Here is a 20,497-nt window from a genome sequence, read left to right as displayed (position 1 = left end):
GACCGGCTACTTGCGAACACCCACCGGGCCCCGCAGTCCGCGAGCACATGCTCGATCTGAACCTGCGACGACGTCGGGTAGATCGGCACCACGACCGCTCCGACGGCGAGCGCCGCGAGATCCAGCACGGTGGTCACCGGGAAGAGCGTGGCGAGTCGGTCCAGCACCGCACGCCCGCCGAAGGGCACGTAGAGCGGGACCCGCGGGCCGCCCAGGTCGAGGTGCTGCGCCGCGGACACGGGCAGGACCAGCGCGTCGGGTGGGTGCCTGCACTGACGCGGTCCAGGGCCGTCGACAGCGCCGCGGCGCTGTCCGGGTCAGGGGTCAGGTGGGCGAGCCAGGACTCGGTGCACGGTCGAGGCGGCGACGCCGAGCAGGAACCCGATCCGGTCCGGGCCCCAGCGGCGGGGCACCCGGATCTTGATGATCCGGCGTTCGGTACGGGTTGGTGTACGGGCCGGGCTGTGTCGGGGCCGGCCGGAACGGTCCTCCAGTCCGGCCTCGCCGTCCTCGCGGTAGCGGCCGGCCCAACGGACGGCGGTAGTGACCGCGACCTGGAACAGTTCCGCGGCGCGGCGCAGCGGCCACTCATCGTCGACGACGCAGCGGGCCAGCCGCAGTCGGCCGGTCGGGGTCAGCGGGGGCGTTACCGTGGGACACGAGGACCTCCTGGGAACGGCGTCGATGTCGCAATCCACACCGGACTCGGAGGCCCTCCCCTCACATCAAGATCATCCCAAGGCGTGTCCGCCCGTGGGTCACCGGCCGGTGAACGCGGGGACCAGATGTGGGAGATCGAGCGAGCGCAAGATCCCGGGACGGGCCGCGCAGACGTAGGGCACAGCGTTGACCGCCGGGTGGGCCGTCAGGCCGGGACTGAACGCGGCGTAGTCCTCCTCCGCGACCGGGAAGGTGATCACGGCGTCGATCGGGGTGTCACCGCGCAACGCGATCCGCCAGCCCGAGTAGAGCAGGTCCCAATCCTCCCCCTCCGGCGTCTCGAGATCGCGCGTGCAGTACCAGTTCGCCCGGAACTGCAGGAGTGGCTCGCCGTTGCGGATGCCAGACACGGTCAGCCGGGTACCGCCGACTGTGCCGCCCTCGACGACCCCCGCCGCGATCTCGGTGCGCTCGCGGGTCAACGCGATCTCGGCCTTGGTCTCGACGCTGTCGAGCGGCAGTCCGAACGCGTTCGCGAGCAGATGGAAGGACCGCTCCCGACTGCGCTTGAGATGCGCTGCGAGACCGGCCGAGTCGGCATCCGCTGGCCGGCGCCCGAAGCCCATCGCGGTGAAGACGATGTCCGGGGAGTTCCGGGTCGTGACGTCGGAGTACTCGTCGACGCTCAGCCGGTCGATCCGGCGGGACATCATCGACAACACGATCGGCAGGGCATCGGTTACGAAGCCGGGGCTGCTGCCCGTGGAGAAGATCGAGGAGCCACCGGTGGCACAGGCCTCCTCGATCCGTGCACGGAGGCCGGGCTCGACGAAGTCCGGGTTCTGGAAGTCCCCTAACGTCGTGACGACGTTGGTGCCGGCCTCGAGCAGCGCCACCAGGACGTCCGACTCGGCGCGGAAGGGCATGTAGAGCACGCAATCGGCCTTCAACCCCACGATCTCGGCATGGTCCGCCGTGACCTTCACCCCCGTCGAGGGCAGGTCGCACAGCTCACCCGCGTCCCTGCCGACCTTGGTCGCGGAGTGGGCATAGACGCCGACGAGATCCAGGTCGGGGTGCTCGATGACGGCACGCAGAGACCGGCCGCCGACGTTGCCGGTCGACCACTGGACGATCCGCAGAGGAGTCATACCTTCCAGCGTGACCCAGGACATGACCGCAGCGAATGCAGAGGTTCCGCTGGTCGGAACCTGCGATCGGGTCCTCGGTCCCGGCAGCACGCCGCTGGTGGTTCCTCTGGATCTCCCCGGTCCGCCGGCTCGACGCCCCGGGTGGAGCATCGGTTCCGGCGTGGCACGCGACCGAGGACCCCGGGGGTGGCATCGACGATGTCGATCGAGCCCGCCATCGCGATGCGCAGTACCGCGTTCGACTGGGACTACGAGGTCCAGGTAGCACTGCGGGCGGGCTATGGGAGCAACCCGGAGACGCAGTACCCGGTGCTCTGGTTGACCGACGGGCCCCAGCTGCTCCACTTGGCCGTCGGCCTCATGAGCACGCTGACCATCGGCGGTCTGGCACCTGAGCTGATCATCGTCGGTGTCGGATGCGCAGGCGAAGAGGGCTGGGCCGAAGCGGGGCGCCGCCGGCTGATCGACCTCTGGCCGCCGGGCGAGACGCCGTTCTTCGACGGGCCGGGCGGTGACGTCCTGCGGCAGCTGATGCCGCTGGAGGAGGATGCACCGCGCCAGGCCGACGACCTGTTGGACTTCCTGGTCGATGACGTGCGACCGGCGTTGCAGCGCGACTACCGCATGGAGGACGACCACGGCCTGTTCGGCCACTCGGCAGGCGGCGGGTTCACCAACTACGCCCTCTTCGCCCGACCTGGCGCATTTCGTCGTTACATCATCGGTAGCCCGTCGAGCAACGCCTCGGACCGGGCGGCCTTCCGACTGGAGGCGGACTATGCCGCCGCCAACACGGACATGCAGGCTAACGTCTTCTTCGGGGCCGGCGAGCAGGAGACCGGGCAACCTCACCTGGCCGCCTTCGGGTTGCTCAGCTCGGCCCTCCTGATGGCCGAAACCCTGCTCGTCCGCCAGTACCCGTCCTTGACGGTCGTCACCCGGATCTTCCCGGGCAAGGGCCACCACTCCGTCATGGCCGACATCCTCAGCGAGGGCATTCGTGCCGTGTGGCCGACAAGGCCGAGCCGGCCTACCCCGCCGGCATGTAGCGCTCGAACCAGTCCAGCATCCGGGCCAGGAAGTCGATCTGCGCCCGATAGGCCCGCACCCCGTGGCCCTCCTGCGGGTAGATCACCAGTGTCGAGGGCACGCCGCGTACCCGGAGGGCCTGGTGGAACTCCTGTCCTGCCCGGGTGGTGGGCAGTTGTCCAGCGCTCCGGCGACGTTCAGGCACGGGGTGCGGACCTTGCTGGCGTGCAGGACAGGACTGCGGGTAAGGACGCGGGTGCCGTGCCGCTCCGGATCGCCGTCGAGGAACCGGTTGCCCCAGGCGCCGATATTGCTCGTGAAGCTCTGGCTGTACCAGTCGGTGACCGGGGAGATCGGCACCGAGGCGGCGAACCGCCGGTCCTGGGTCACCAGCCACGGCGACATGAAGCCGCCGTAGCTCCCGCCGATCAGGCCGACCCGGTCGGGGTCGACGACGTCGCGCTCGACGAGCGCATCGATACCGGACAGGTAGTCGTCGGTGTCGGCACCGCCCATGTCCCCCACCACCAGGCTCGCGAAATCTTGGCCGCGTCCGCTGCTTCCGCGAGGGTTGGGGTTGAGCACCGCGTACCCGCGGGAGACGAGCAGGGGAATCCACTGGTGCTTCATCGACCACCGGTCGCGGAACGCCCAGCTCGGGCCTCCGTGGATGTTCACGACCAGCGATGGCCGCGACGTGCTCGGGCCCGCACCAGCCGGCCTCCCAGCAGTTCAGGCCCTCCGGGGAGAGGCGGTCGAGTGCACCGGCCGGGGATCGCTGACGCCGTCGTACGCGCAAGGTCTCGCGGTAGGAGTCTGTGCGACCCCGGCCGTCGGCGGAGCGTACCGCTGGCTCGACGTCATCTACGTCGAGCGCAAGACCCACGCCGGGCATGTCAGCAAGATCGAGAAGCACATCCAGCCGACGATCGGCCCCCTCTGGGGAGCGTCTCCCGACGCGCGTAGCCAGGTGACGATTGCCTCCAGTACGACTCTGCCGCGGAAGGTCAACGCGAACTGTCGCAGCGAGTGGCCAGCCGAACGCCTCCCACGCTGCCTTCGGTATCGAACGGACTCCGATGGCTCCGCCGACGACCGCGCCGCCGATTGGGCCGTAGGTCTGGAGGCTCGTTGAGAGCACCTCGAGCGTCGACGCGGCCGAGAACTCCATGACGCGTGACCCGCGGAGCTGCTCGACCTGGAGATCGTCGAGCAGTTCGTCGTGATCCTCGCGGACTCGTACGGTGATCTCGGCGTCCTGTAGACCCGCTTCGAGTACGACGGGCATCGGATCGCTCATGGGATTGCGCTCCGCTCAGCCGGGCTGGGGTCATTCGCTGCCAGGTGGCCTGGTGATCTGTCCCGATGCGGTCGTCGAGCGGGGCGACGAGGTCAAGACGGCAGTTGTCGTGAACGACATTCGGGCCCCAAGCCCATGCCCGAGGCGAGTCCCACATCATCTGAACCCAGACACGGGGGCCCGGTCGACGGTGCGCTGCCAGCCGGCGCCGGGGCTCCAGGTGTCGACGGTCTAGTCGTCGTGACGACTCGCATGAGGGGGTCCTGGCCGTGGCCGTCAAGATGGTCGCGCTCGGCTTCCCAGCGGTGCAAGCCCCGATGGAGGACGAGCGGCTCATCGTCACGCTGGAGTAGTCATCCAAGCCGGGGGTACGCCGGGGGCCGACCTTGGCGGCGACGACGAACAGCTTCGCGACCTGGGAATACGTGGGCCCCGTGGGAATCGAACCCACAACCCGCGGAGACAAGATCCACTACTTCCGGGAATGCGCGATGTTCGCCGTTACCCCTCGGGCGCTGCACGGACTCGCTGCCGCGTATCCCACGGGCGACGGTCCATCGTCGGCTTCTGGCGTTGATGCCCGGGGGCGAGCCCGACCCTCTGCGTCTTCGAGTGCCATCCCGTCGATCTGTCGCCAGACCGACCGTACGGGCGTCCGTGCGGTACGCCCTCCGGGAGGTCGACGGGATGGCACGGTGCCGCCATCCCGGAGACCTGCCCGCCCGGCGAGGGCATGACCACCTCATCCGAAGGCGGACGAACGCGGTCGGGCCGTGTCATCCTGTTCCGGGTCACACACCACTCCGGTGGGCGCCACTGCATGCGCCGCTCGGCTTCGATGCCGGCGAGGCCCTCCACCGACCTGGCCGTCAGCACCGTGCAGCCCCATCTCGGCCGCAGCCGGGACCGCCTCGGCCTGCGCAACCGGGTGGGGATCCCTGCCTGGGCCTGCAGAACGGGCTGATGCCGACCCGATGACTCGGCCACACCCGTCGCAGATCCGGGCTGGGGAACCCACCAGCGGTCCCCGATGCCACGTACACCGTGCCGTCGCGGGATGGTCAACACAGTGCGGAGGTGGATCACACGATCCGGCTCCATGGCTTGACTCTGCCGCAACGGCACAGCGTCTCCTCAGGACAGCACACATCATTGATCGAGGACGGCGTGACCATGACCGGGCAGCGACTGCGCGAGGAAGCGACACACACCGATGAGGGCGGGCTCCGCACGAGCACGAAGCGGCTGGCCCGATGACCCGCACACCTCTGCGGGCGAGCCCGGTGCTGTGGTTCGTCTCCTACGGGCTGTCCCTGCTCGGCTCCGGGATCGCCGCGGCGGTCCTGCCCTTGCTGGTCCTGGCGCGCACCGGCGACGTGCTGGCCGCCGGGCTGCTCGCCACCGTGAGCGCGGCGGCGTCGGTCGCGACCGGGTTGGTGTCGGGATTGCTGGTCGACCGGGTCGACCGGCGCGCGGTCGCCGCGGTCTGCGGGGTGCTCGGCGCGGCGTCGACGGCGACGCTCCCACTGGTCGACGCCCTGTGGGGCCTGGACATGACGTGGTTCCTGGTCCTGGGCGTGCTCGGCGCGGTCACCCGGCTGCCCGGCATGACCGCGCAGGAGGCCCTGCTGCCGGTCCTGGCCCGGCTCGGCGACCCGCGCCCCGGCCGCCTCGACCGGCTGGTCGCGGCCCGGGAGAACGTCGGCAACGTGCTGGTGCTCGCCGGTCCCGGCGTCGGTGGCCTGCTGGTCGCGCTGCTCGGCCCGGCGTCGTCGGTGCTGTTGGTGACGGCGGCGACGAGCCTGCTCGCCGCGCTCACCACCCTGGCGATCGATCCGCGGGCCGGTGCGATCGAGGTGCGCGGGCCCGGACCGGTTGGGGGAGCGGTCCGCCGTGCCGTCGGCGACCTGGTGGTGTCGTGGTTGTTTCTCGCGCGCTCGCGGCTCGTGCTCGGTGCGACGCTGGTGTCGGCGGTGCTCGTCGCCATCATCGCCGCTGTGCAGACCACCCTGATGCCCGCGTACTTCACCGCCGCCGGGCTGCCCGCGCTGACCGGTCTGACGCTGAGCGCGCTCGCCGCGGGCAGCATCGCCGGATCCGCGCTCTACGCAGCACTGATCAGGCGGGTGTCGCGGCGGACCTGGTTCGTCATCGGCATGGCCGGGTTCGGGGCCGGGTTCGCGCTGCTCGGCAGCCTCGCCGCCCCGTGGGTGGTGCTGGCCGCGGCCGCGCTGGTCGGGCTGACCAACGCGCCGGTGTCCGCCGTCCTTGGCGTGCTGATCATCGAGGTGACGCCGGATGCCATGCGCGGACGGGTGCTCGGCGCGCAGAACACCCTGCTGCTCGCTGCGCCGGCGCTGACCACCGCACCGGTTGCGGCGGTCGCCTCTGCCGCCGGGCTCGGCACCGCGGGCGCACTGCTCGCCGGCGCCGCCGTGCTCACCGCGCTGCTCGCCCTGATCGCCCCAGCGTTCCGCGCCCTCGGAGAGGTGTCTGCCACTGATCGAGACATACCGATCCGCCCTCCGGCGCAAGCGCCATGACCGGGCGCCCACGCTCGCCCGGTTTCACCCTGCCACCGCCTACTCCTACTGAAAAGTAACCCATGAATCACTCGTCTGAGTACGTTCCCCTCACCGACACCGACTACGCCCGTGCCGAGCGGATGCTCGCGCCGTACCGCGATCGGTTGATCCCGACCGCCACGGTGGTACCGCAGTGGTCCGGCGACGGAGCGCGGTTCTGGTACCGGTCCGGAGCTCGCCACATCCTGGTCGAACCGGCATCCGGTCTCCGGCGCGACGCGTTCGACCACGAGCGGCTCGCCGCGGAACTGTCTCAGGCGTCCGGGCGGGCGGTGGAGGCCGACGACCTACCCCCGGGCTCGGTGGACTTCGAGGTTCCCGACCGGAGCCCGGACACGATCCGCTTCTCGGCGTTCGACACACGGTGGGAGTGGTCCGATGAGACCGGGCAGTGCCTCACGGTCGAGGACGGTCCCCCACCGGGCCCCGGGGAGATCGAGTCTCCGGACCGGTCGTGGGTGGCGTTCCGGCGCGACGGCAACGTGTGGGTCCGCAGCCGGGACGGGAAGCAGGAGTACGCGCTCACCGACGACGCCGAGCCCGGCTGGGACTACGGCGGGGTGCTCGAGGCGGCGACCAAGGTGAAGCTGCCCCTGCTGGGAGTCGAGTCGCTGCTCGTGGCGGCGTGGTCGCCGGACTCCACCCGGCTGATCACCCACCGGATCGACCAGCGCGAGCTGCCCGAGCAGGTCCTGGTGGAGGCCGCCCCGAAGGGCGGCGGCCGGCCCGTGGCGCACCACATCCGTTACCCGATGCCCGGTGACGAGACCCAGGCAACGATGACGTGGCACGTTCTCGACGTCCGCACCGGGCAGAACATCACAGTCGCGGGCGGACCAGAGGTGCTGACGGCCCCCTACGCCCTCGACCGGCGGTGGTGGACCGGGGAGAACGGCGAAGCGGTGCACGTCCTGCACCAGTCCCGAGACGGCCGCGCTCTCGAGCTGCGCCGCCTCGACCCCGGCACCGGTGCGATGACGACGCTGATCACCGAGACCGGCCAGACCCGGGTGGATCCCTCGCCGTACCTGCACGTCCCACCACTGATGCGCGTTCTGGACTCGGGCGAGATCCTGTGGTGGTCCCAACGCGACGGCTGGGGCCACCTGTACCTCTACTCGGCCGACGGCGAACAGCTCCGGCAGCTCACCGCGGGGCAGTGGCTGGTCCGCCGAGTCCTGCGGGTCGACGAGCACCGCCGCCAGGTGTGGCTTCTCGCGTGCGGGCTGAACAACGATCCCTATGTCCGCCAGATTTGCCGGGTCGACCTCGACGGCGGTGGCTTCGTGCGGATCACCGACGACGATCTCGACCACGACGCCGTCGCCCCACCTCGAGGTGGCGACTACGTCGTCGACCGCGCATCGACCGTCGCGCTCCCACCCCGCACGCGGATTCTCGGCGACGACGGCCAGGTGCTGGTCGAGCTCGAAGCTCCGGACACGACGGCGCTGGAGGCGGCCGGCTGGAGCTCGCCCGAGCGGTTCCGAACGACCGCCGCCGACGGGCGCACCGCGATTTACGGTCTGTTGTGGCGCCCGCACGGCTTCGACCCGGCCCGGCGCTATCCCGTGGTCGACCACACCTACCCCGGGCCCAACATCCACCGGGCGTCACCGGCGTTCGGGGACCTGTTCACCGGGGAGGCCGAAGCATTGGCCGCGCTCGGCTTCGCGGTCGTCGCCCTCGACGGCCGGGGTACCCCGGTGCGTAGCAAGGCGTTCTTCGATCACTCCTATGGTGATCTGGGGATGTCAGCGGCGCTCGACGACCACGTCGCCGCCATCCGCGAACTCGGCCGACGCCACACCTGGCTCGATACCAACCGGGTCGGCATCACCGGCCACTCCGGCGGCGGGTTCTTCACCGCCCGGGCCCTGCTCACCCACCCGGATTTCTACTCGGTGGGCGTCGCCCAGGCCGGCGCACACGACTTCTCGACCTACCTGCCGTTCTGGGTCGAACAGCACCACGGGCAGATCACCGCAGAGAACCGTGGAGCGTTGATCAACACAGTGCACGCCGGCAACCTGCGCGGCAAGCTCCTGCTCATCGACGGCGAGCTCGACGACAACGTCCTGCCCCACCAGAGCATGCGTCTGGTCGACGCGCTCATCGAGGCCGACGCCGACGTCGACATGCTCGTCATCCCCGGCGTCGAGCACAACTTCCACGGCCGCTTCCACTACGTCACACGGCGCACCTGGGACTACCTCGCTCGTCACCTGCGCGGCACCGAACCTCCGGCCTACCGCCTCGCGCCATTCCCCCCGATGCCCGACTGGGCCGTCCACCCGTCCGGCTGAACCGGCACCAGAGCGACGGCGAGGCCATCGCCGGGGAGCGATGGCTCCCCGCCGCGCGTCGAGAAACGGCACAGCGACCCCACCCGATCCGCACAGCGCTCGACGCACACCCCGACCACGACTCGGCCGGCGACACCGATCAACCGATTCGACTATCCGCAGAATGGCACGAAAGGCCACACATGACGACCGCACGAGAGCTGATCAGCGTCGAGGACTTCTTCGGCCCGCCCGCCCGCATCGACGCCCGCATCTCCCCAGACAGCCTCAAGGTCGCCTACCTCGCCCCATGGCGCAACCGGCTCAACGTGTTCGTCCGCGACCTCGACGGCGACTGGCCGCAGACCGCCGCGGCGGACGACCCGGCCGCCCGGCGGGTCACCTCCGCGGCAAGGCCCACACCCAGGCCGCGATCGGCCAGTTCGCCGGACGCATGCACGACGACGTCATCGACGCCCTGGACTGGGCCATCACCCAGGGCCACACCGACCCGGCCCGGGTCGCGATCTACGGCAGCTCCTACGGTGGCTACGCCGCACTTGTCGGCGCCGCGTTCACCCCGGGCAGGTTCGCCGCAGCGATCAGCTACACCGGCATGTCCGACCTCGTCGATCTCAGTAGACGAGTCGTCCCCTTCGCCCGGCGCTCGCTCGTGAACAACTACGTGCGCTACATGGGCGACCCGGACGACCCGGAGCAGGAAGCCGACATGCGCGCCCGGTCCCCGATCACACGGGTCAACGACATCACCGCCCCGGTACTGCTCGTGCACGGGGCGAACGACCTGCGGGTCCACCGCAGCAACTCCGACCGGGTCGTCGAGGCACTGCGTGCCCGCGGCGCCGAAGTCGAGTACCTGCTCAACGAGCGCGAAGGGCATTGGTTCGTCAACCCCGACAGCAACATCGAGCTCTACCAGACCCTCGTGCGGTTCCTGGCCCGCCATCTCGACGGGCGCATCACCGAGGGGAACTGAGCCATGCCTTACCTGCTCCTAGCCGGCGCGATCGCGCTCGAAGTGCTCGCGACCATCAACCTGCGCCTGTCCGACGGCTTCACCCGGCTCGTCCCGTCCACCCTGGTGGTGATCGGCTACCTGGGGGCGTTCGGCCTGCTCTCGCAGGTACTGAAAGCCGGTGTACCGGTAGGGCTCGCCTACGGGATCTGGGCCGCGGCCGGGGTGGCGCTGGTCGCGATCATCGGCGCAGTGTTCCTCGGCGACACCCTGACCCCGATCCAGTTCGGCGGGATCGCCCTCGTCATCGCCGGAGTCCTCGCCCTGGAACTCGGGGCCGCACACTGAGCCTGGAGGGACTGTCCGATCAACGGCTCTGCCCCACATTCGGTGGTGACGGTGCGTGTCAGTTGCGGTCGACCATGACGAGCCGTGCCAGTGTGAGCCTCGTGCGAGGCTGATCAACTTCTGAAGCTGGTGTTCTCGGGTCTGTCGTCCCTGGTCATCGAGGGTGGGCGTGCTGTGGCTGGCCAGCGTGCGCGACGCGTTCGCCAACCGGGTCGTCGGCTGGGCGAGCTGCGCAACCGTGGCTACGCCACCGGCCACGGCGCAGGCAGGGCCCGCGTCGGCCTCCACTCACGCCACGCACAGCTCGCGGTCAACGCAGCCGTGACCTGGTGTCAGTTGATTCTCAACACCCTCGCCGACACCAACGCACCCTAGCGCTCGCGCACCGCGAACACGGCGTCGTAAGAGAGGCACCTCCCGACGACGAGCAACACTCATCACCGAGCTCCGCGAGTGGCGGCCGGTGACACATTCCTTACCGACACCCCTGGTCGGACGGCTCGTGGATGACCGCGCGGGAGCTCGCTTCCGCCGCAGAGGTCACGACGATGTTGGTTTCGTCGGACAGGTCTCCGAACTCGTCAGTTAGCCCATCGGGACACGTGGAGAGCCCGGTGCGGGAACAACCCGCACGCCGGTTCGGCGGGCGGGGACGGCTCAGGGCAGCAGCGACAGCTGCGATGCGATACGGCCGGCGGCGTGGCGGGTGGCGGCCGCCGCTGTCGCCCGGACCCCTGTGTTGCCTGGGACCATTACCCCGACGACGCCCACATCGACCGGAGAGAGCCGGAGCGGAGCGGCGACGCAGCTGATCCTGGGATCGACGGTCCCGGCCTCGATGACCGGCCGCATGTCCCCGCGGCGCGCCTGTTCATGCGCGCGCAGCGCGGCGGTCTTCGGAGCGAGCGGCGACCCGGCGTCGGGTTCCTTCGCGAGGCGGCGGGTCCCCGGCAGGACCTCGATGACGAGGGCCTGTCCGGCCATCTCCACGCTGAGTGTGACGAGCCCGCCGGTCTCGTTGGCGAGATCCAGGAGCGGGCGACGGGCGACCGACCGTAGCCGTGGCTCAGCGGGCACTCCGGCGCCGAGCTCGACGAGCGTCGGACCGAGGCGCCAGCGTCCCGAAGACCGCTCGACGGCGCCGACCTCCTGGAGCTGGTTGAGCAGTCGATGCACGGTGGTTCGTGGCAGCCCGCTGGCGCGCTCCAGCTCGCTGACCCGGGCGGAGCCCAGCGCCCGCAGCGCCCCCAACAAGCCGAAGGCGCTCCGGACGACTGCACGTGGGCCATCTGCCTCGTAGCGAGGGTCGATCACGGCCATGACAGCAGTGTGCCACCGGGATACGGCCGGATCGGCACCTCCGGAGAGTGCAGATGACCGCTCTGAACGGTGGTTCCCAGCATGATCTGGGCGACGCTGACCGCTCAGCGGTCGGATCCGCACGGTCTCCTCGATTTCGTTCCTACGATGGCAACCGTGAACGATCTTCCACAGCGCGCCGACGTCATTCTCGTCGGCGCCGGCCACAACGCCCTGGTCGCCGCCGCCTACCTGCTCGACGCCGGGCGCAGCGTCGTTCTGCTCGAGCAGATGCCGCAGCCCGGCGGCTGGATGCAGACGGTGGAGCTCGGCATCCCCGGTTTCCACTACGACCGCTATTCCTCGATGCACCCGGCCTTCGTCGGCGGCCCGGCCTGGGCGGAGTTGGGGCCGGACCTGAGCCGCCACGGGCTCGAGTACGTCACCGCCCCACTGGCCACCGGTTCATCGCTGCCCGACGGCCGCTCGGCCATCGCCCCCGTCGATCCGCGGGCGTTCGCAGCCGAGCTCGAGCGGCTTGGCGAGAGCAGCAGGTGGAACCGCCTCTTCGAGAACATCGGCCGGTATCTGCCGACGCTGTTCGAGCTGACCGGCACAGGCCTTGACAGCTTCGAGGCCAGGGCGTCGCTCGCCGGCCTCGTCCAGGGAAGCCGTGACGGCGCGCTGCCGTTCAGCCAGCTGATTGCGGGGAACGCCGCCGATCTCGTTCGCCGGCGATTCGCGACCGAGGAACTGCGATCGCTCGCGGCGCCGTGGCCGATGCATCTAGGCTCCGGGCCCGAGGACCCGGCCAGCGCCATGTGGGTGGTGTTCGCCCTGGCGGCGCTCGGTAATGGCATCCCGGTTCCGGTCGGCGGTAGCGGCCGCCTCGCAGACGCGCTGGTCGGCCTCGTGACCGAACGCGGCGGCGATGTGGTCTGTGGTGTGAGCGTCGATGAGATCGTGGTGCATGACGGAGGCGCCGTCGGTGTGCGCACCACCGACGGCCAGACCGTGGAGGCGGGCGAAGCGGTGATCGTCTCTGCCACTCCGGACCAGCTGTACGGGCGGCTGTTGCGTGAGGTGCCGGGAGTCTCGTCCGGGGTAAGGGAACAGGCGGCCGCCTACCAGTTCAGGCGGGGCTGCTTCCAGATGAACCTCGCGTTGTCGGCGCGGCCGCACTTTCGGGACACCCGTCTCGACGCAGGCGGCGCGATCAACGTGAGCCGTGGCCTGGACGCCCTGGTGACCTCCATACGCCAGGCCGACGACGGCCTGCTGCCGGAGCACCCGTCGATGGCGTGGCACGAACCGACCGCCGTCGACCCGACCCGGGCTCCTGACGGACAGGCCATCCTTCGACTGCAGGTGCTCGACGTCCCACACACCCCCCGCGCAGACGCGGCCGGGACGAGGTACGGCGCCGGCGGATGGGACACCGCGACCACCGAAGCCTTCGCCGACCGCGTGCTCGCCGAAGCCGAGCTGCACGCCCCCGGGCTCACCGGCCTCGTACGGGAACGGCACCTGGTGTCGCCCGCCGACCTGGCCGAGGCCAGCCCGAACGCCGGCCCCGGCGACAGCTGCGCGGGCCACAACTCGCTCGCCCAGACCCTCACCCAGCGTCCGATCCCCGCACACGCAGGCGGCTACCGGACCGCCGTGCCGGGCGTGTGGCTGATCGGCGCCGCAACGTGGCCCGGCCCCGGAATCAACGGAGTATCCGGTCGGGCGGTCGCCAAGGCGCTCATCGACTCCACGTCGCGAGCGGTGGCAGCGCTGCCCGACAGACCAGGGAGGTAGAGCCGCGGTACCAGGGTCGAGCGCGCCGCCAGGCCGCACCGGCCGGTCCGCTGCTCCTCGGCAACGCCCTGACCAGCACATCACTGGGACCTGGCCGGGCGGGAGTTCGGTCTGCGCCCGTCAGCGCCGCTCGGGTTCTAGACCTTGTCGCAACACCCACCTGCAAGATCATCGGGGTATTTGATGGCTCGTCGAGGAACGCAAGCGCCAACTGGACGTCGAAGCTCGCTACTGGGATCTCGTGCTCTCCGGCGTCGGAGTGGTCGAGGCGGCGAGGATGGTCGGGGTCGGCCGTAAGACCGGTTACGGTGGCGCGCCGAGCGCGGCGGGCTGGCGCCGCTGGCGCTGGTCGAGACCGAGCGGGCGAATCGCTACTTGTCGCTGCTCGAGCGCCAGCGGATCGCCACGCTGCGCGAGCAGAACCTCAGCCTCGACGACGCAGGCGATCACGACGACACGGTCACCATCACGACGGGTTCTACCGCGCGTGGCACCGGCTGCCCTGGTGGCAGCGCATCGGGGTCTGAACCGGCCGATGCCCACCCCCACCGGGCGGAGTTGTTGCCGTGGCGGCGCCTGCTCGGCGGTGCACAGTGAGCCGGCTGATCGTCGGCGGCGTCATCCTCGGCGTCCTGGTCGCGCACGCCATGGGACGCCGCGGACGTGCACGCCGAGCTCGTCCCCGCCGAGCCCGCCCCACCGGTCGAGCCTGAGCTCGCCGACCCACCCGCCCCGACCGGTCGGACACGCACCGTGCTCGACGCGTGTCCCGGAGGATGGATGCGCACGGCAAACCCCCGGCGAATGGACCGAGCGCCCACTCGAGGGGCCCTGCAACACCAGTTGTTCTGGGCATGACTGTCCTGCTCCGTTGATCATGAGGCATCGCTATTGCTCTGACCTGCGAGTGCCTCAGTTCGAGTGGCAACGACACCCGCTCGTTGTTGGCCGCTTCTTGCCACTCAAACTGAGGCAAACCCGCAGTCAGACATCCCTCCTCATGCGAGACGTCCAAGCGCGTGACGGGCCGCGACGGCCAGTCGGTGCAGCTCGCTCGGCTCGAGGTGATTGCCGCCCTGCAACCCGCTCCAGCGAATCTCCCCGGCGGCGTGCAGGGGTGGGTGAGCGGCGAGCAGGATCGAGAGCTCGGCGCGGGCCAGTGCGGCGCCGAGGCACTGGTGGACCCCGAAACCGAACCCGAGGTGGCCGCGCGTGGCGCGGTGATATCGAAGCGCTCCGGGTCGGCGAACCGCGCCGGGTCGCGGTTGGCCGCGGCGATCGACAGCAGCACGGCGTCGCCCTCGTCGACCGGCTGCCCCCGCGATCGCGGTCGGGCATGTCGCGCGGCGGGCGAAGTTCTGCGTCGGGCTGCGGTGACGAAGCAGCTCCTCCACATAGCGTGGCGCCAAGCCCGGATTGCGGTCGATCCGATCCTGGCGCTCCGGGTTCTCGAGCAGCAGGTGCACCAGTGTGCTCGCCGAGTTCATGATCGTCTCGTGACCCGCCACCGCGAAGGTGACGAGGATGCTGGTGCGCTCGTCCTGTCGAGTTCGCGGCCGTCGACCTTCGCGCTGAGCAGCGTCGTCACGAAATCGTCGGCGCCGTGCTTGCGGTGCGCGGCGAGCTCGGCTGCCATGAGCTCGGAGAGCTGCCCGAACGTGCCGGCGAAGTCGACGGCTTCACCCTCGGCAGTGAGGCCCGACCACATCTGCTCAGTAACCTCGCGGAACTGCTCCACGATGTGTGGGGAGAACCCGACGAGCTCGGTGAGCACCGCGAGGGGCAGCTGTAGCGCGACGAGCCTGAGAATCCGGTGCGCGTGACTCACCGTCCGAGACATTGCGTCGCTACGTAGGCCTCGTGTCGGCGACAGCCGTCGCATAAACCCTGGGCAGTGGGTCCGCGCGGCGGGCACCACAGCGCGACATCCGCCGGCCTCGTTGCCTGCGCGGCGTCGCGGTCCGGGAAGCGGCGCAGGCTCGGCAGCACACGACATCTGTCGTATCGAACGGTTTCGGTGTTCGGCGTCGGGCGGATGTACGGGCAGGGTGAGCTGGCCAGACTGGGCGCATGAACGTGGATGTCGTCGTCGGAGCCGGTGTGATCGGAGCGTCGATCGCGCTCGAACTCGCGCGTTCGGGCCGAAAGGTGCTCGTCGTCGACAAGGCGGGCGGTGTCGGGCACGGCTCGACGAGCTCGTCGAGTGCGGTGGTGCGGTTCAACTTCTCCACCCGTGCCGGCGTCGCCACGGCGTGGGAGTCACAGCACTGCTGGCAGCACTGGGGCGATCACCTCGGCTGCGATGTCGGCGAGCCGGTCCGGTTCGTGCGTTGCGGGCTCGCGATGCTCGACGTGGAGCTCGCGCCCAGGGCCGGGTACGTGCACCTGTTCGACGACGTCGGCGTGCCCTACGAGGAGTGGGACAGCGACACGCTGCGCCGCCGGATCCCGGGCATCGACGCCGGCCGCTACTGGCCGCCCAAGCGGATCGACGACGAGCGGTTCTGGGACGCGCCGAACGGCGAACTCGGTGCGGTGTACACGCCCGACGCGGGCTACGTCGGCGATCCGCAGCTCGCCGCCCAGAACCTGGCGACGGTAGCGGCTCACCACGGCGCGCAGTTCCGGCTCCGCACCGCCGTGGTCGGGCTCGACACCGAAGGCGGGCGGGTGACCGGAGTCCGGCTCGACGACGGCAGCACCGTCCCGTGCCGCACCGTGGTCAACGCGGCCGGGCCGTGGTCGGGAGCGCTCAACGGGCTCGCCGGTGTCGGGTCGGACTTCACGATCGGCGTGCGCCCGTTGCGGCAGGAGGTTGCGCACGCCACCGCGCCGGCCGGGTTCGCCCCGGCCGGTTCACCCGGCATCAGCGTCGCCGACATGGACCTCGGCACGTACATGCGGGGCGAGGTCGGAGGTAACCTGTTGATCGGGGGCACCGAACCCGAGTGCGACCCCCTGGACTGGCTCGACGATCCCGACGAGGCGCACCCCCGTGCCACGGCGGCGGTGTTCGACGCGCAGGTGACGCGGGCGGCGAGGCGGCTGACCGAGCTGGCCGTCCCGAGCCGACCCCGCGGTGTGGTGGGCGTCTACGACGTCGCCGACGACTGGTCCCCGATCTACGACCGCACCGAGCTGGACGGTTTCTACGTCGCGATCGGCACGAGCGGCAACCAGTTCAAGAACGCGCCGCTGGCCGGCAAGTTCCTGGCCACGATCATCGAGCAGGTCGAGGGTGGACGCGACCACGACGCCGATCCCGTGCAGTTCCTGGGGGAGTACACCGGTCGGACGATCGACCTGGGCGCGTTCTCCCGACGCCGCAAGGTCGGCACCGGGGCGTCCTCCGGAACGGTGATGGGCTAGGGATGACTCCTCATGCGGATAGCCAGGTGACGACCGCTTTGAGGGCGATCCCGCCGCAAGGTCAGGGACGAGTTTCCGATGTTCTTGCTGGTCGCACGGTTCCGGGATGACGGCGACGATGTGGCGGTCACGCAGGTGGGCCCGAATCGCGCGTGCAGAGTCGGCCTTGTCCGCACGACCCGCTCGACGCGCAGATGGCTCATCAGGTGAGAAATATCGGGGCGTCGCCGGCCTGGCCGGGCCCGACCAGCGGGCGCCCGTACCCGTAAACGAGCCATCAGAGCACATACATCGTGTCCCGTTCGATCTCCTGCAATGCCCGGGCCGAAACCGCCACGCATGTCGGTGGTCGACCGGAATCGAAACCACGAAACTGCCACTACCGACATCTCCGGGAAGAAAGGACGAAGCCGGTGTGATCGCAGGCGTCGTACCTGTCGACGGCACGGGGGCCGGATCCGCTGTCCGGTCGCTCGGAACCGGTCAGCAACGGACGCATCCGGGAGATCGACAATGGGCACGACCTCGCCTCGCGCTCCCGGATCGAGGACCCGATACCGCCCCCGTCTCGGCGACCAGTGACAACACCCCGCGTGTGCTCCGCATCGACGACGAGGTCGGCACGGTCGAACCCGGCAAACGTGCACATCAAACCTTCTTCAGGAGGCAATCCGCTCGACGACCCGAGCACCTTCGACCCCGACCGGAGCCCGCTCGGCGTCAGAACGGACGAATCGTCAAGGACGAACGCTGACGTGCGGCCCGCACCGGATCCGCCAACCAGGGAGAAGAGCCCGTGACCATTGAGTACCCCCCGACCCGCAAGGGCGAGGATGTCGACGAGCTCGCCGGCGTCCGTAGCCTCGACCCGTATCGGTGGCTGGAGGACGCCAAGGCTGACGATGTCAGGCAGTGGCAGGGCGAGCAGGCGAAGCTGGCGTCGGAAACGGTCCGGTCGTGGCCGGGCTTCGACGCTCTCCGCGAGCTCGTCGAGGGTCACACGGCCCAGCGCTTCGGATCGGCGCCGACCTTCGCGGGCGGCCGGTGGTTCCGGTCGGTGACGGCCGAGGGAGACCCGCAGGCCGGAGTCGTCGCCGCCGACGAGCCCTACGGCGACGGTGACACGGTGTACTCCCCGGAGCCGGACGGCGAGGGGACGGCACCGTTCCTGTCCTGGTTCGCGCCCTCGCCCGACGGCCGGATCCTCGCGGTGGGACTGTGCGACGACGGCAGCGAGCAGAACGGCATCCACCTGTTCGACCTGCACACCCGGGCGTGGCTCGACAACCCGCCACGCCAACGGCTGATGGACGCCTGGAGCGGCGGTGTGCACTGGCTCCCGGACTCCAGCGGGTTCTTCTTCACCGCACTCCAGGGTGACCCGAACGACGCGTCCTACCAGGTCTGGTTCCATCGGCTGATCGACGCCACGACGACCCGGCAGGAGGTCCCGTGGCTCGCTGCCGCGAGCGAGTACCGGATGGTCCTGCCCGACGCGTCCGGAACCCGGGCCGTGGCGATCGAGCGCCTGCTGACCCCGTGCCCCGTGGCGATCGCGGACCTGGACGCCGCCGGGAACGCGACCTGGCGCCCGTTCGTGGCCGACACGGACGCCACGGTCGCCGGACGACTCGTCGGCGACCGTTTCATCGCCGTCACGGATCTGGATGCCGACCGCGGACGGCTGGTGGCGATCGACGTGGACCGGCCAGATCCGGCCGACTGGGCCACCCTGGTGCCGGAGTCCGAGGCGGTACTCCGCACCCTGACCGTGGTGGGTGAGCTGCTCTACGTCTCCGAGTTCGTCGACACCTACGCGCGGGTCCAGATCTACGACCGGTCCGGGACGCACCTCGGCGAGGTACCGCTGCCCGGCCGCGGCGCGATCGGCGAGCACGGCTACCCGTATCCGAACCTGGTGCCCCGCGGACACCCCGGGGAGTTCTGGTTCCCCTTCTCCACCCTCACGTCGTCGTGGGGCACCTACAGGCACCGGCCCGGTGCGACCGAGGTGGAGGAGCTGCAGGCACCCGCGGTGATCGTGGCCGATGCCGTCGTCGAGGACCACTGGGCGACCAGCAGGGACGGAACCCAAGTCCCCTACCACCTGGTCCGCCGTCGCGACGTCGATCCGACTGCTCCGCAACCCTCGCTGCTCTACGCCTACGGCGGCTACAACGCCCCGTGGGTCCCGCAGTACCCCGGTGGGCAGGCGGCCCTGGTCGCCGCGGGGGGCGTCTTCGTCCACACCCATCTCCGTGGAGGTTCGGAGTTCGGCCACTCGTGGTGGCTGGGCGGCCGGAAGCAGACGAAGCAGAACTGTTACGACGACCTCTACGCGGTCGCCGAGGACCTCCTCGACAAGGGCCGCACGAGTCCCGGGCAACTGGGCGTCACCGGCGGCTCCAACGGAGGTCTGATGGCCGGCGTCGCGATCACCCAACGCCCCGACCTGTGGGCGGCTGTGGTCCCGAGAGCTCCCCTGATCGACCTCGTCGGAGCGTGCCGCGAGCCGTACGGCCGCTACGCCGTGGCCGTCGAACTCGCCGACATCGACGATCCCGCCGACGTGCGGCGGATGCTGACCTTCTCGCCCTACCAGCTGGTCGAGAAGCAGACGTACCCGGCGGTGTACCTCGACGCAGGCGACACCGACCCGCGCTGCTCCCCGTGGCACGCCCGCAAGTTCGCCGCCGCGCTCCAGGACACCCAACAGGGCGAGGCTCCGATCCTGCTCCACGTCTGGGAGAACGTCGGACACGGCTGGGCGACCGCCGCCGACGTCGCCCTGGAGCAGGCGGCCGAGTGGCTCGCCTTCGTATGCCGACAGCTCGGGATCGAACCGCCCCACTGAGAGAGGACTTCACCCATGCCCACTGCTCGCGCCCACAACGGCGATGACATCTACTTCGAGGTACACGGCGAGGGACCCGCCCTCGTCTGTTACGCCGACCCCAACCTCCCCGTGGACGCACCCGCAGCCGACCTGATGCGGCGCCTGTGCACGGGGCTGCGGGAAGGACTGACCGACAGGCACCGGATCGTTCTGCTCTCCTATCCGGGTGCCCACCCGTTCCAGACCATGACACCGGAGAACGTCACCAGCGACCTGCTGGCCGTCGCAGACGCGGCCGGCCTGGACGACTTCACCTGGTGGGGCTACTCCTGGGGTGGAGTGATCGGACTCCAGCTGGCCCTGCGGACCGATCGGCTCACCGGCCTCGCGATGACCGGCTTCCCGCCTCTCGACGGCCCCTACCACGAGATGCTGCAAATCACCCTCGGCAGCGCTCAACCCAGCCATCTCGACGATCTCGGCATCTCCGTCGAGAAGACCACCATGATCGAGAAAATGCGCCAGTCCGCCATCTACTACGAGGCACTGCAGGACTTCGACGACCGGGACGCCAACAAGCAGCTCAAGCTTCCGCGCCTGTGTTTCGCAGGAACCGACGACGTCATCGTCGCCGGGGACGTCGTCGTCCGTATCGGTGGCATCGTCACCGATACCCGTCCCGAGCTCGAGGACCTGGGGTGGGAGGTTCACCTCCTCGACGGGCTGGACCACCTGGGGGGCGTCGAACCCGACGTCGTCGTCCCGCTGCTACGCGACTGGATGGACCGAGCAGTGGTCGGTGAGCGAACGGCGTCTTGACCACCGCCGCTGCGCCACATGACGACCGGGAGGGCAC

At 70.0% G+C, this 20,497-nt stretch carries 16 protein-coding genes and 2 pseudogenes; 10 read left to right on the top strand and 8 right to left on the bottom strand.

Annotated elements, in window-relative coordinates; all coding sequences use genetic code 11:
- Nucleotides 1–32 precede the first annotated feature (32 nt).
- From JOF36_RS39080 to JOF36_RS16080, 5 genes and pseudogenes are all read right to left on the bottom strand, one after another.
- Nucleotides 33–89, bottom strand: a pseudogene (locus tag JOF36_RS39080) (hypothetical protein); the annotation flags it as partial.
- A 243-nt stretch (nt 90–332) separates the two neighbouring features.
- Nucleotides 333–660: pseudogene (locus tag JOF36_RS16090) on the bottom strand (helix-turn-helix domain-containing protein); the annotation flags it as partial.
- Nucleotides 661–758: 98 nt separating this feature from the next.
- A complete protein-coding gene (locus JOF36_RS39075; RefSeq protein WP_245350867.1) occupies nt 759–1,811 on the bottom strand; it encodes an NAD(P)H-dependent amine dehydrogenase family protein in 1,053 nt (350 codons plus the stop codon).
- Nucleotides 1,812–2,841: 1,030 nt separating this feature from the next.
- On the bottom strand, nt 2,842–2,961 hold the full coding sequence (locus JOF36_RS40165) for a prolyl oligopeptidase family serine peptidase (RefSeq protein ID WP_307862407.1): 120 nt from the start codon (nt 2,959–2,961) through the stop codon (nt 2,842–2,844).
- On the bottom strand, nt 2,943–3,518 hold the full coding sequence (locus tag JOF36_RS16080; protein WP_307862406.1) for an alpha/beta hydrolase family protein: 576 nt from the start codon (nt 3,516–3,518) through the stop codon (nt 2,943–2,945). Before JOF36_RS16080 ends, JOF36_RS40165 begins: the two co-directional genes overlap by 19 nt.
- 1,875 nt (nt 3,519–5,393) lie before the next feature.
- On the opposite strand from JOF36_RS16080, the gene JOF36_RS16075 reads away from it, so the two are divergent.
- The 5 genes from JOF36_RS16075 (at nt 5,394) to JOF36_RS40910 (ending at nt 10,709) form a co-directional block, all read left to right on the top strand.
- The gene (locus JOF36_RS16075; RefSeq protein ID WP_210027678.1) at nt 5,394–6,683 is read left to right on the top strand and encodes an MFS transporter; all 1,290 of its coding nucleotides are present in this window, start codon (nt 5,394–5,396) and stop codon (nt 6,681–6,683) included.
- Between the two features lie 62 nt (nt 6,684–6,745).
- A complete protein-coding gene (locus JOF36_RS16070) occupies nt 6,746–9,031 on the top strand; it encodes a S9 family peptidase (protein ID WP_210027677.1) in 2,286 nt (761 codons plus the stop codon).
- Nucleotides 9,032–9,071: 40 nt separating this feature from the next.
- Nucleotides 9,072–10,007, top strand: coding sequence for an alpha/beta hydrolase family protein (locus JOF36_RS39070; protein WP_210027675.1), 936 nt, complete (start codon nt 9,072–9,074; stop codon nt 10,005–10,007).
- A gap of 3 nt (nt 10,008–10,010) precedes the next feature.
- Nucleotides 10,011–10,334: a DMT family transporter gene (locus tag JOF36_RS16060; protein ID WP_210027674.1), complete on the top strand. Its 324-nt coding sequence runs from the start codon at nt 10,011–10,013 to the stop codon at nt 10,332–10,334.
- 129 nt (nt 10,335–10,463) lie between these two features.
- Entirely contained in the window at nt 10,464–10,709 is a 246-nt protein-coding gene (locus JOF36_RS40910; protein WP_307862404.1) for an abortive infection family protein, read from the top strand.
- Nucleotides 10,710–10,991: 282 nt separating this feature from the next.
- Here JOF36_RS40910 and JOF36_RS16050 read toward each other — a convergent pair whose 3' ends face one another.
- Nucleotides 10,992–11,654 carry a helix-turn-helix domain-containing protein gene (locus tag JOF36_RS16050; RefSeq protein WP_210027673.1) on the bottom strand — a complete coding sequence of 221 codons (663 nt, stop codon included), beginning with the start codon at nt 11,652–11,654 and terminating at the stop codon, nt 10,992–10,994.
- Nucleotides 11,655–11,735: 81 nt separating this feature from the next.
- On the opposite strand from JOF36_RS16050, the gene JOF36_RS16045 reads away from it, so the two are divergent.
- Together JOF36_RS16045 and JOF36_RS16040 are read left to right on the top strand one after the other, a co-directional pair.
- Complete coding sequence (locus JOF36_RS16045) at nt 11,736–13,436, top strand: phytoene desaturase family protein (RefSeq protein ID WP_210027672.1); 1,701 nt, start codon at nt 11,736–11,738, stop codon at nt 13,434–13,436.
- Nucleotides 13,437–13,811: 375 nt separating this feature from the next.
- On the top strand, nt 13,812–14,033 hold the full coding sequence (locus tag JOF36_RS16040) for a hypothetical protein (RefSeq protein WP_210027671.1): 222 nt from the start codon (nt 13,812–13,814) through the stop codon (nt 14,031–14,033).
- A 401-nt stretch (nt 14,034–14,434) separates the two neighbouring features.
- On the opposite strand, the gene JOF36_RS16035 is transcribed toward JOF36_RS16040, so the two are convergent.
- Nucleotides 14,435–14,923, bottom strand: a complete 489-nt coding sequence (locus tag JOF36_RS16035; protein WP_210027670.1) for a cytochrome P450 — start codon at nt 14,921–14,923, stop codon at nt 14,435–14,437.
- Complete coding sequence (locus tag JOF36_RS16030; RefSeq protein WP_210027669.1) at nt 14,920–15,174, bottom strand: hypothetical protein; 255 nt, start codon at nt 15,172–15,174, stop codon at nt 14,920–14,922. Before JOF36_RS16030 ends, JOF36_RS16035 begins: the two co-directional genes overlap by 4 nt.
- Before the next feature lie 332 nt (nt 15,175–15,506).
- Between JOF36_RS16030 and JOF36_RS16025 the strand changes: the two genes are divergently transcribed.
- The 3 genes from JOF36_RS16025 (at nt 15,507) to JOF36_RS16015 (ending at nt 20,460) form a co-directional block, all read left to right on the top strand.
- Nucleotides 15,507–16,805 (top strand): NAD(P)/FAD-dependent oxidoreductase, encoded by a 1,299-nt coding sequence (locus JOF36_RS16025; protein WP_210027668.1) that lies wholly within the window; start codon nt 15,507–15,509, stop codon nt 16,803–16,805.
- A gap of 796 nt (nt 16,806–17,601) precedes the next feature.
- The gene (locus JOF36_RS40905) at nt 17,602–19,659 is read left to right on the top strand and encodes a prolyl oligopeptidase family serine peptidase (protein ID WP_210027667.1); all 2,058 of its coding nucleotides are present in this window, start codon (nt 17,602–17,604) and stop codon (nt 19,657–19,659) included.
- A gap of 15 nt (nt 19,660–19,674) precedes the next feature.
- Nucleotides 19,675–20,460 carry an alpha/beta fold hydrolase gene (locus tag JOF36_RS16015; protein WP_210027666.1) on the top strand — a complete coding sequence of 262 codons (786 nt, stop codon included), beginning with the start codon at nt 19,675–19,677 and terminating at the stop codon, nt 20,458–20,460.
- Nucleotides 20,461–20,497 lie beyond the last annotated feature (37 nt).

Origin of the sequence: Pseudonocardia parietis (genome assembly GCF_017876315.1) — a bacterium.
GTDB lineage: Bacteria > Actinomycetota > Actinomycetes > Mycobacteriales > Pseudonocardiaceae > Pseudonocardia > Pseudonocardia parietis.
The sequence above is the reverse complement of the archived record's forward strand: the minus strand, read 5'-3'. Positions and strand labels throughout refer to the sequence as shown.

What these genes read in the sequence shown, in the direction of transcription:
- JOF36_RS16050 (WP_210027673.1), bottom strand. Translation starts at nt 11,654, where the DNA reads ATGGCCGTGATCGACCCTCGCTACGAGGCAGATGGCCCACGTGCAGTC.
- JOF36_RS39070 (WP_210027675.1), top strand. Translation starts at nt 9,072, where the DNA reads ATGGCTCCCCGCCGCGCGTCGAGAAACGGCACAGCGACCCCACCCGAT.
- JOF36_RS16025 (WP_210027668.1), top strand. Translation starts at nt 15,507, where the DNA reads ATGAACGTGGATGTCGTCGTCGGAGCCGGTGTGATCGGAGCGTCGATC.
- JOF36_RS16015 (WP_210027666.1), top strand. Translation starts at nt 19,675, where the DNA reads ATGCCCACTGCTCGCGCCCACAACGGCGATGACATCTACTTCGAGGTA.
- JOF36_RS16060 (WP_210027674.1), top strand. Translation starts at nt 10,011, where the DNA reads ATGCCTTACCTGCTCCTAGCCGGCGCGATCGCGCTCGAAGTGCTCGCG.
- JOF36_RS16045 (WP_210027672.1), top strand. Translation starts at nt 11,736, where the DNA reads ATGATCTGGGCGACGCTGACCGCTCAGCGGTCGGATCCGCACGGTCTC.
- JOF36_RS16035 (WP_210027670.1), bottom strand. Translation starts at nt 14,923, where the DNA reads ATGAACTCGGCGAGCACACTGGTGCACCTGCTGCTCGAGAACCCGGAG.
- JOF36_RS39075 (WP_245350867.1), bottom strand. Translation starts at nt 1,811, where the DNA reads ATGACTCCTCTGCGGATCGTCCAGTGGTCGACCGGCAACGTCGGCGGC.
- JOF36_RS16070 (WP_210027677.1), top strand. Translation starts at nt 6,746, where the DNA reads ATGAATCACTCGTCTGAGTACGTTCCCCTCACCGACACCGACTACGCC.
- JOF36_RS16075 (WP_210027678.1), top strand. Translation starts at nt 5,394, where the DNA reads ATGACCCGCACACCTCTGCGGGCGAGCCCGGTGCTGTGGTTCGTCTCC.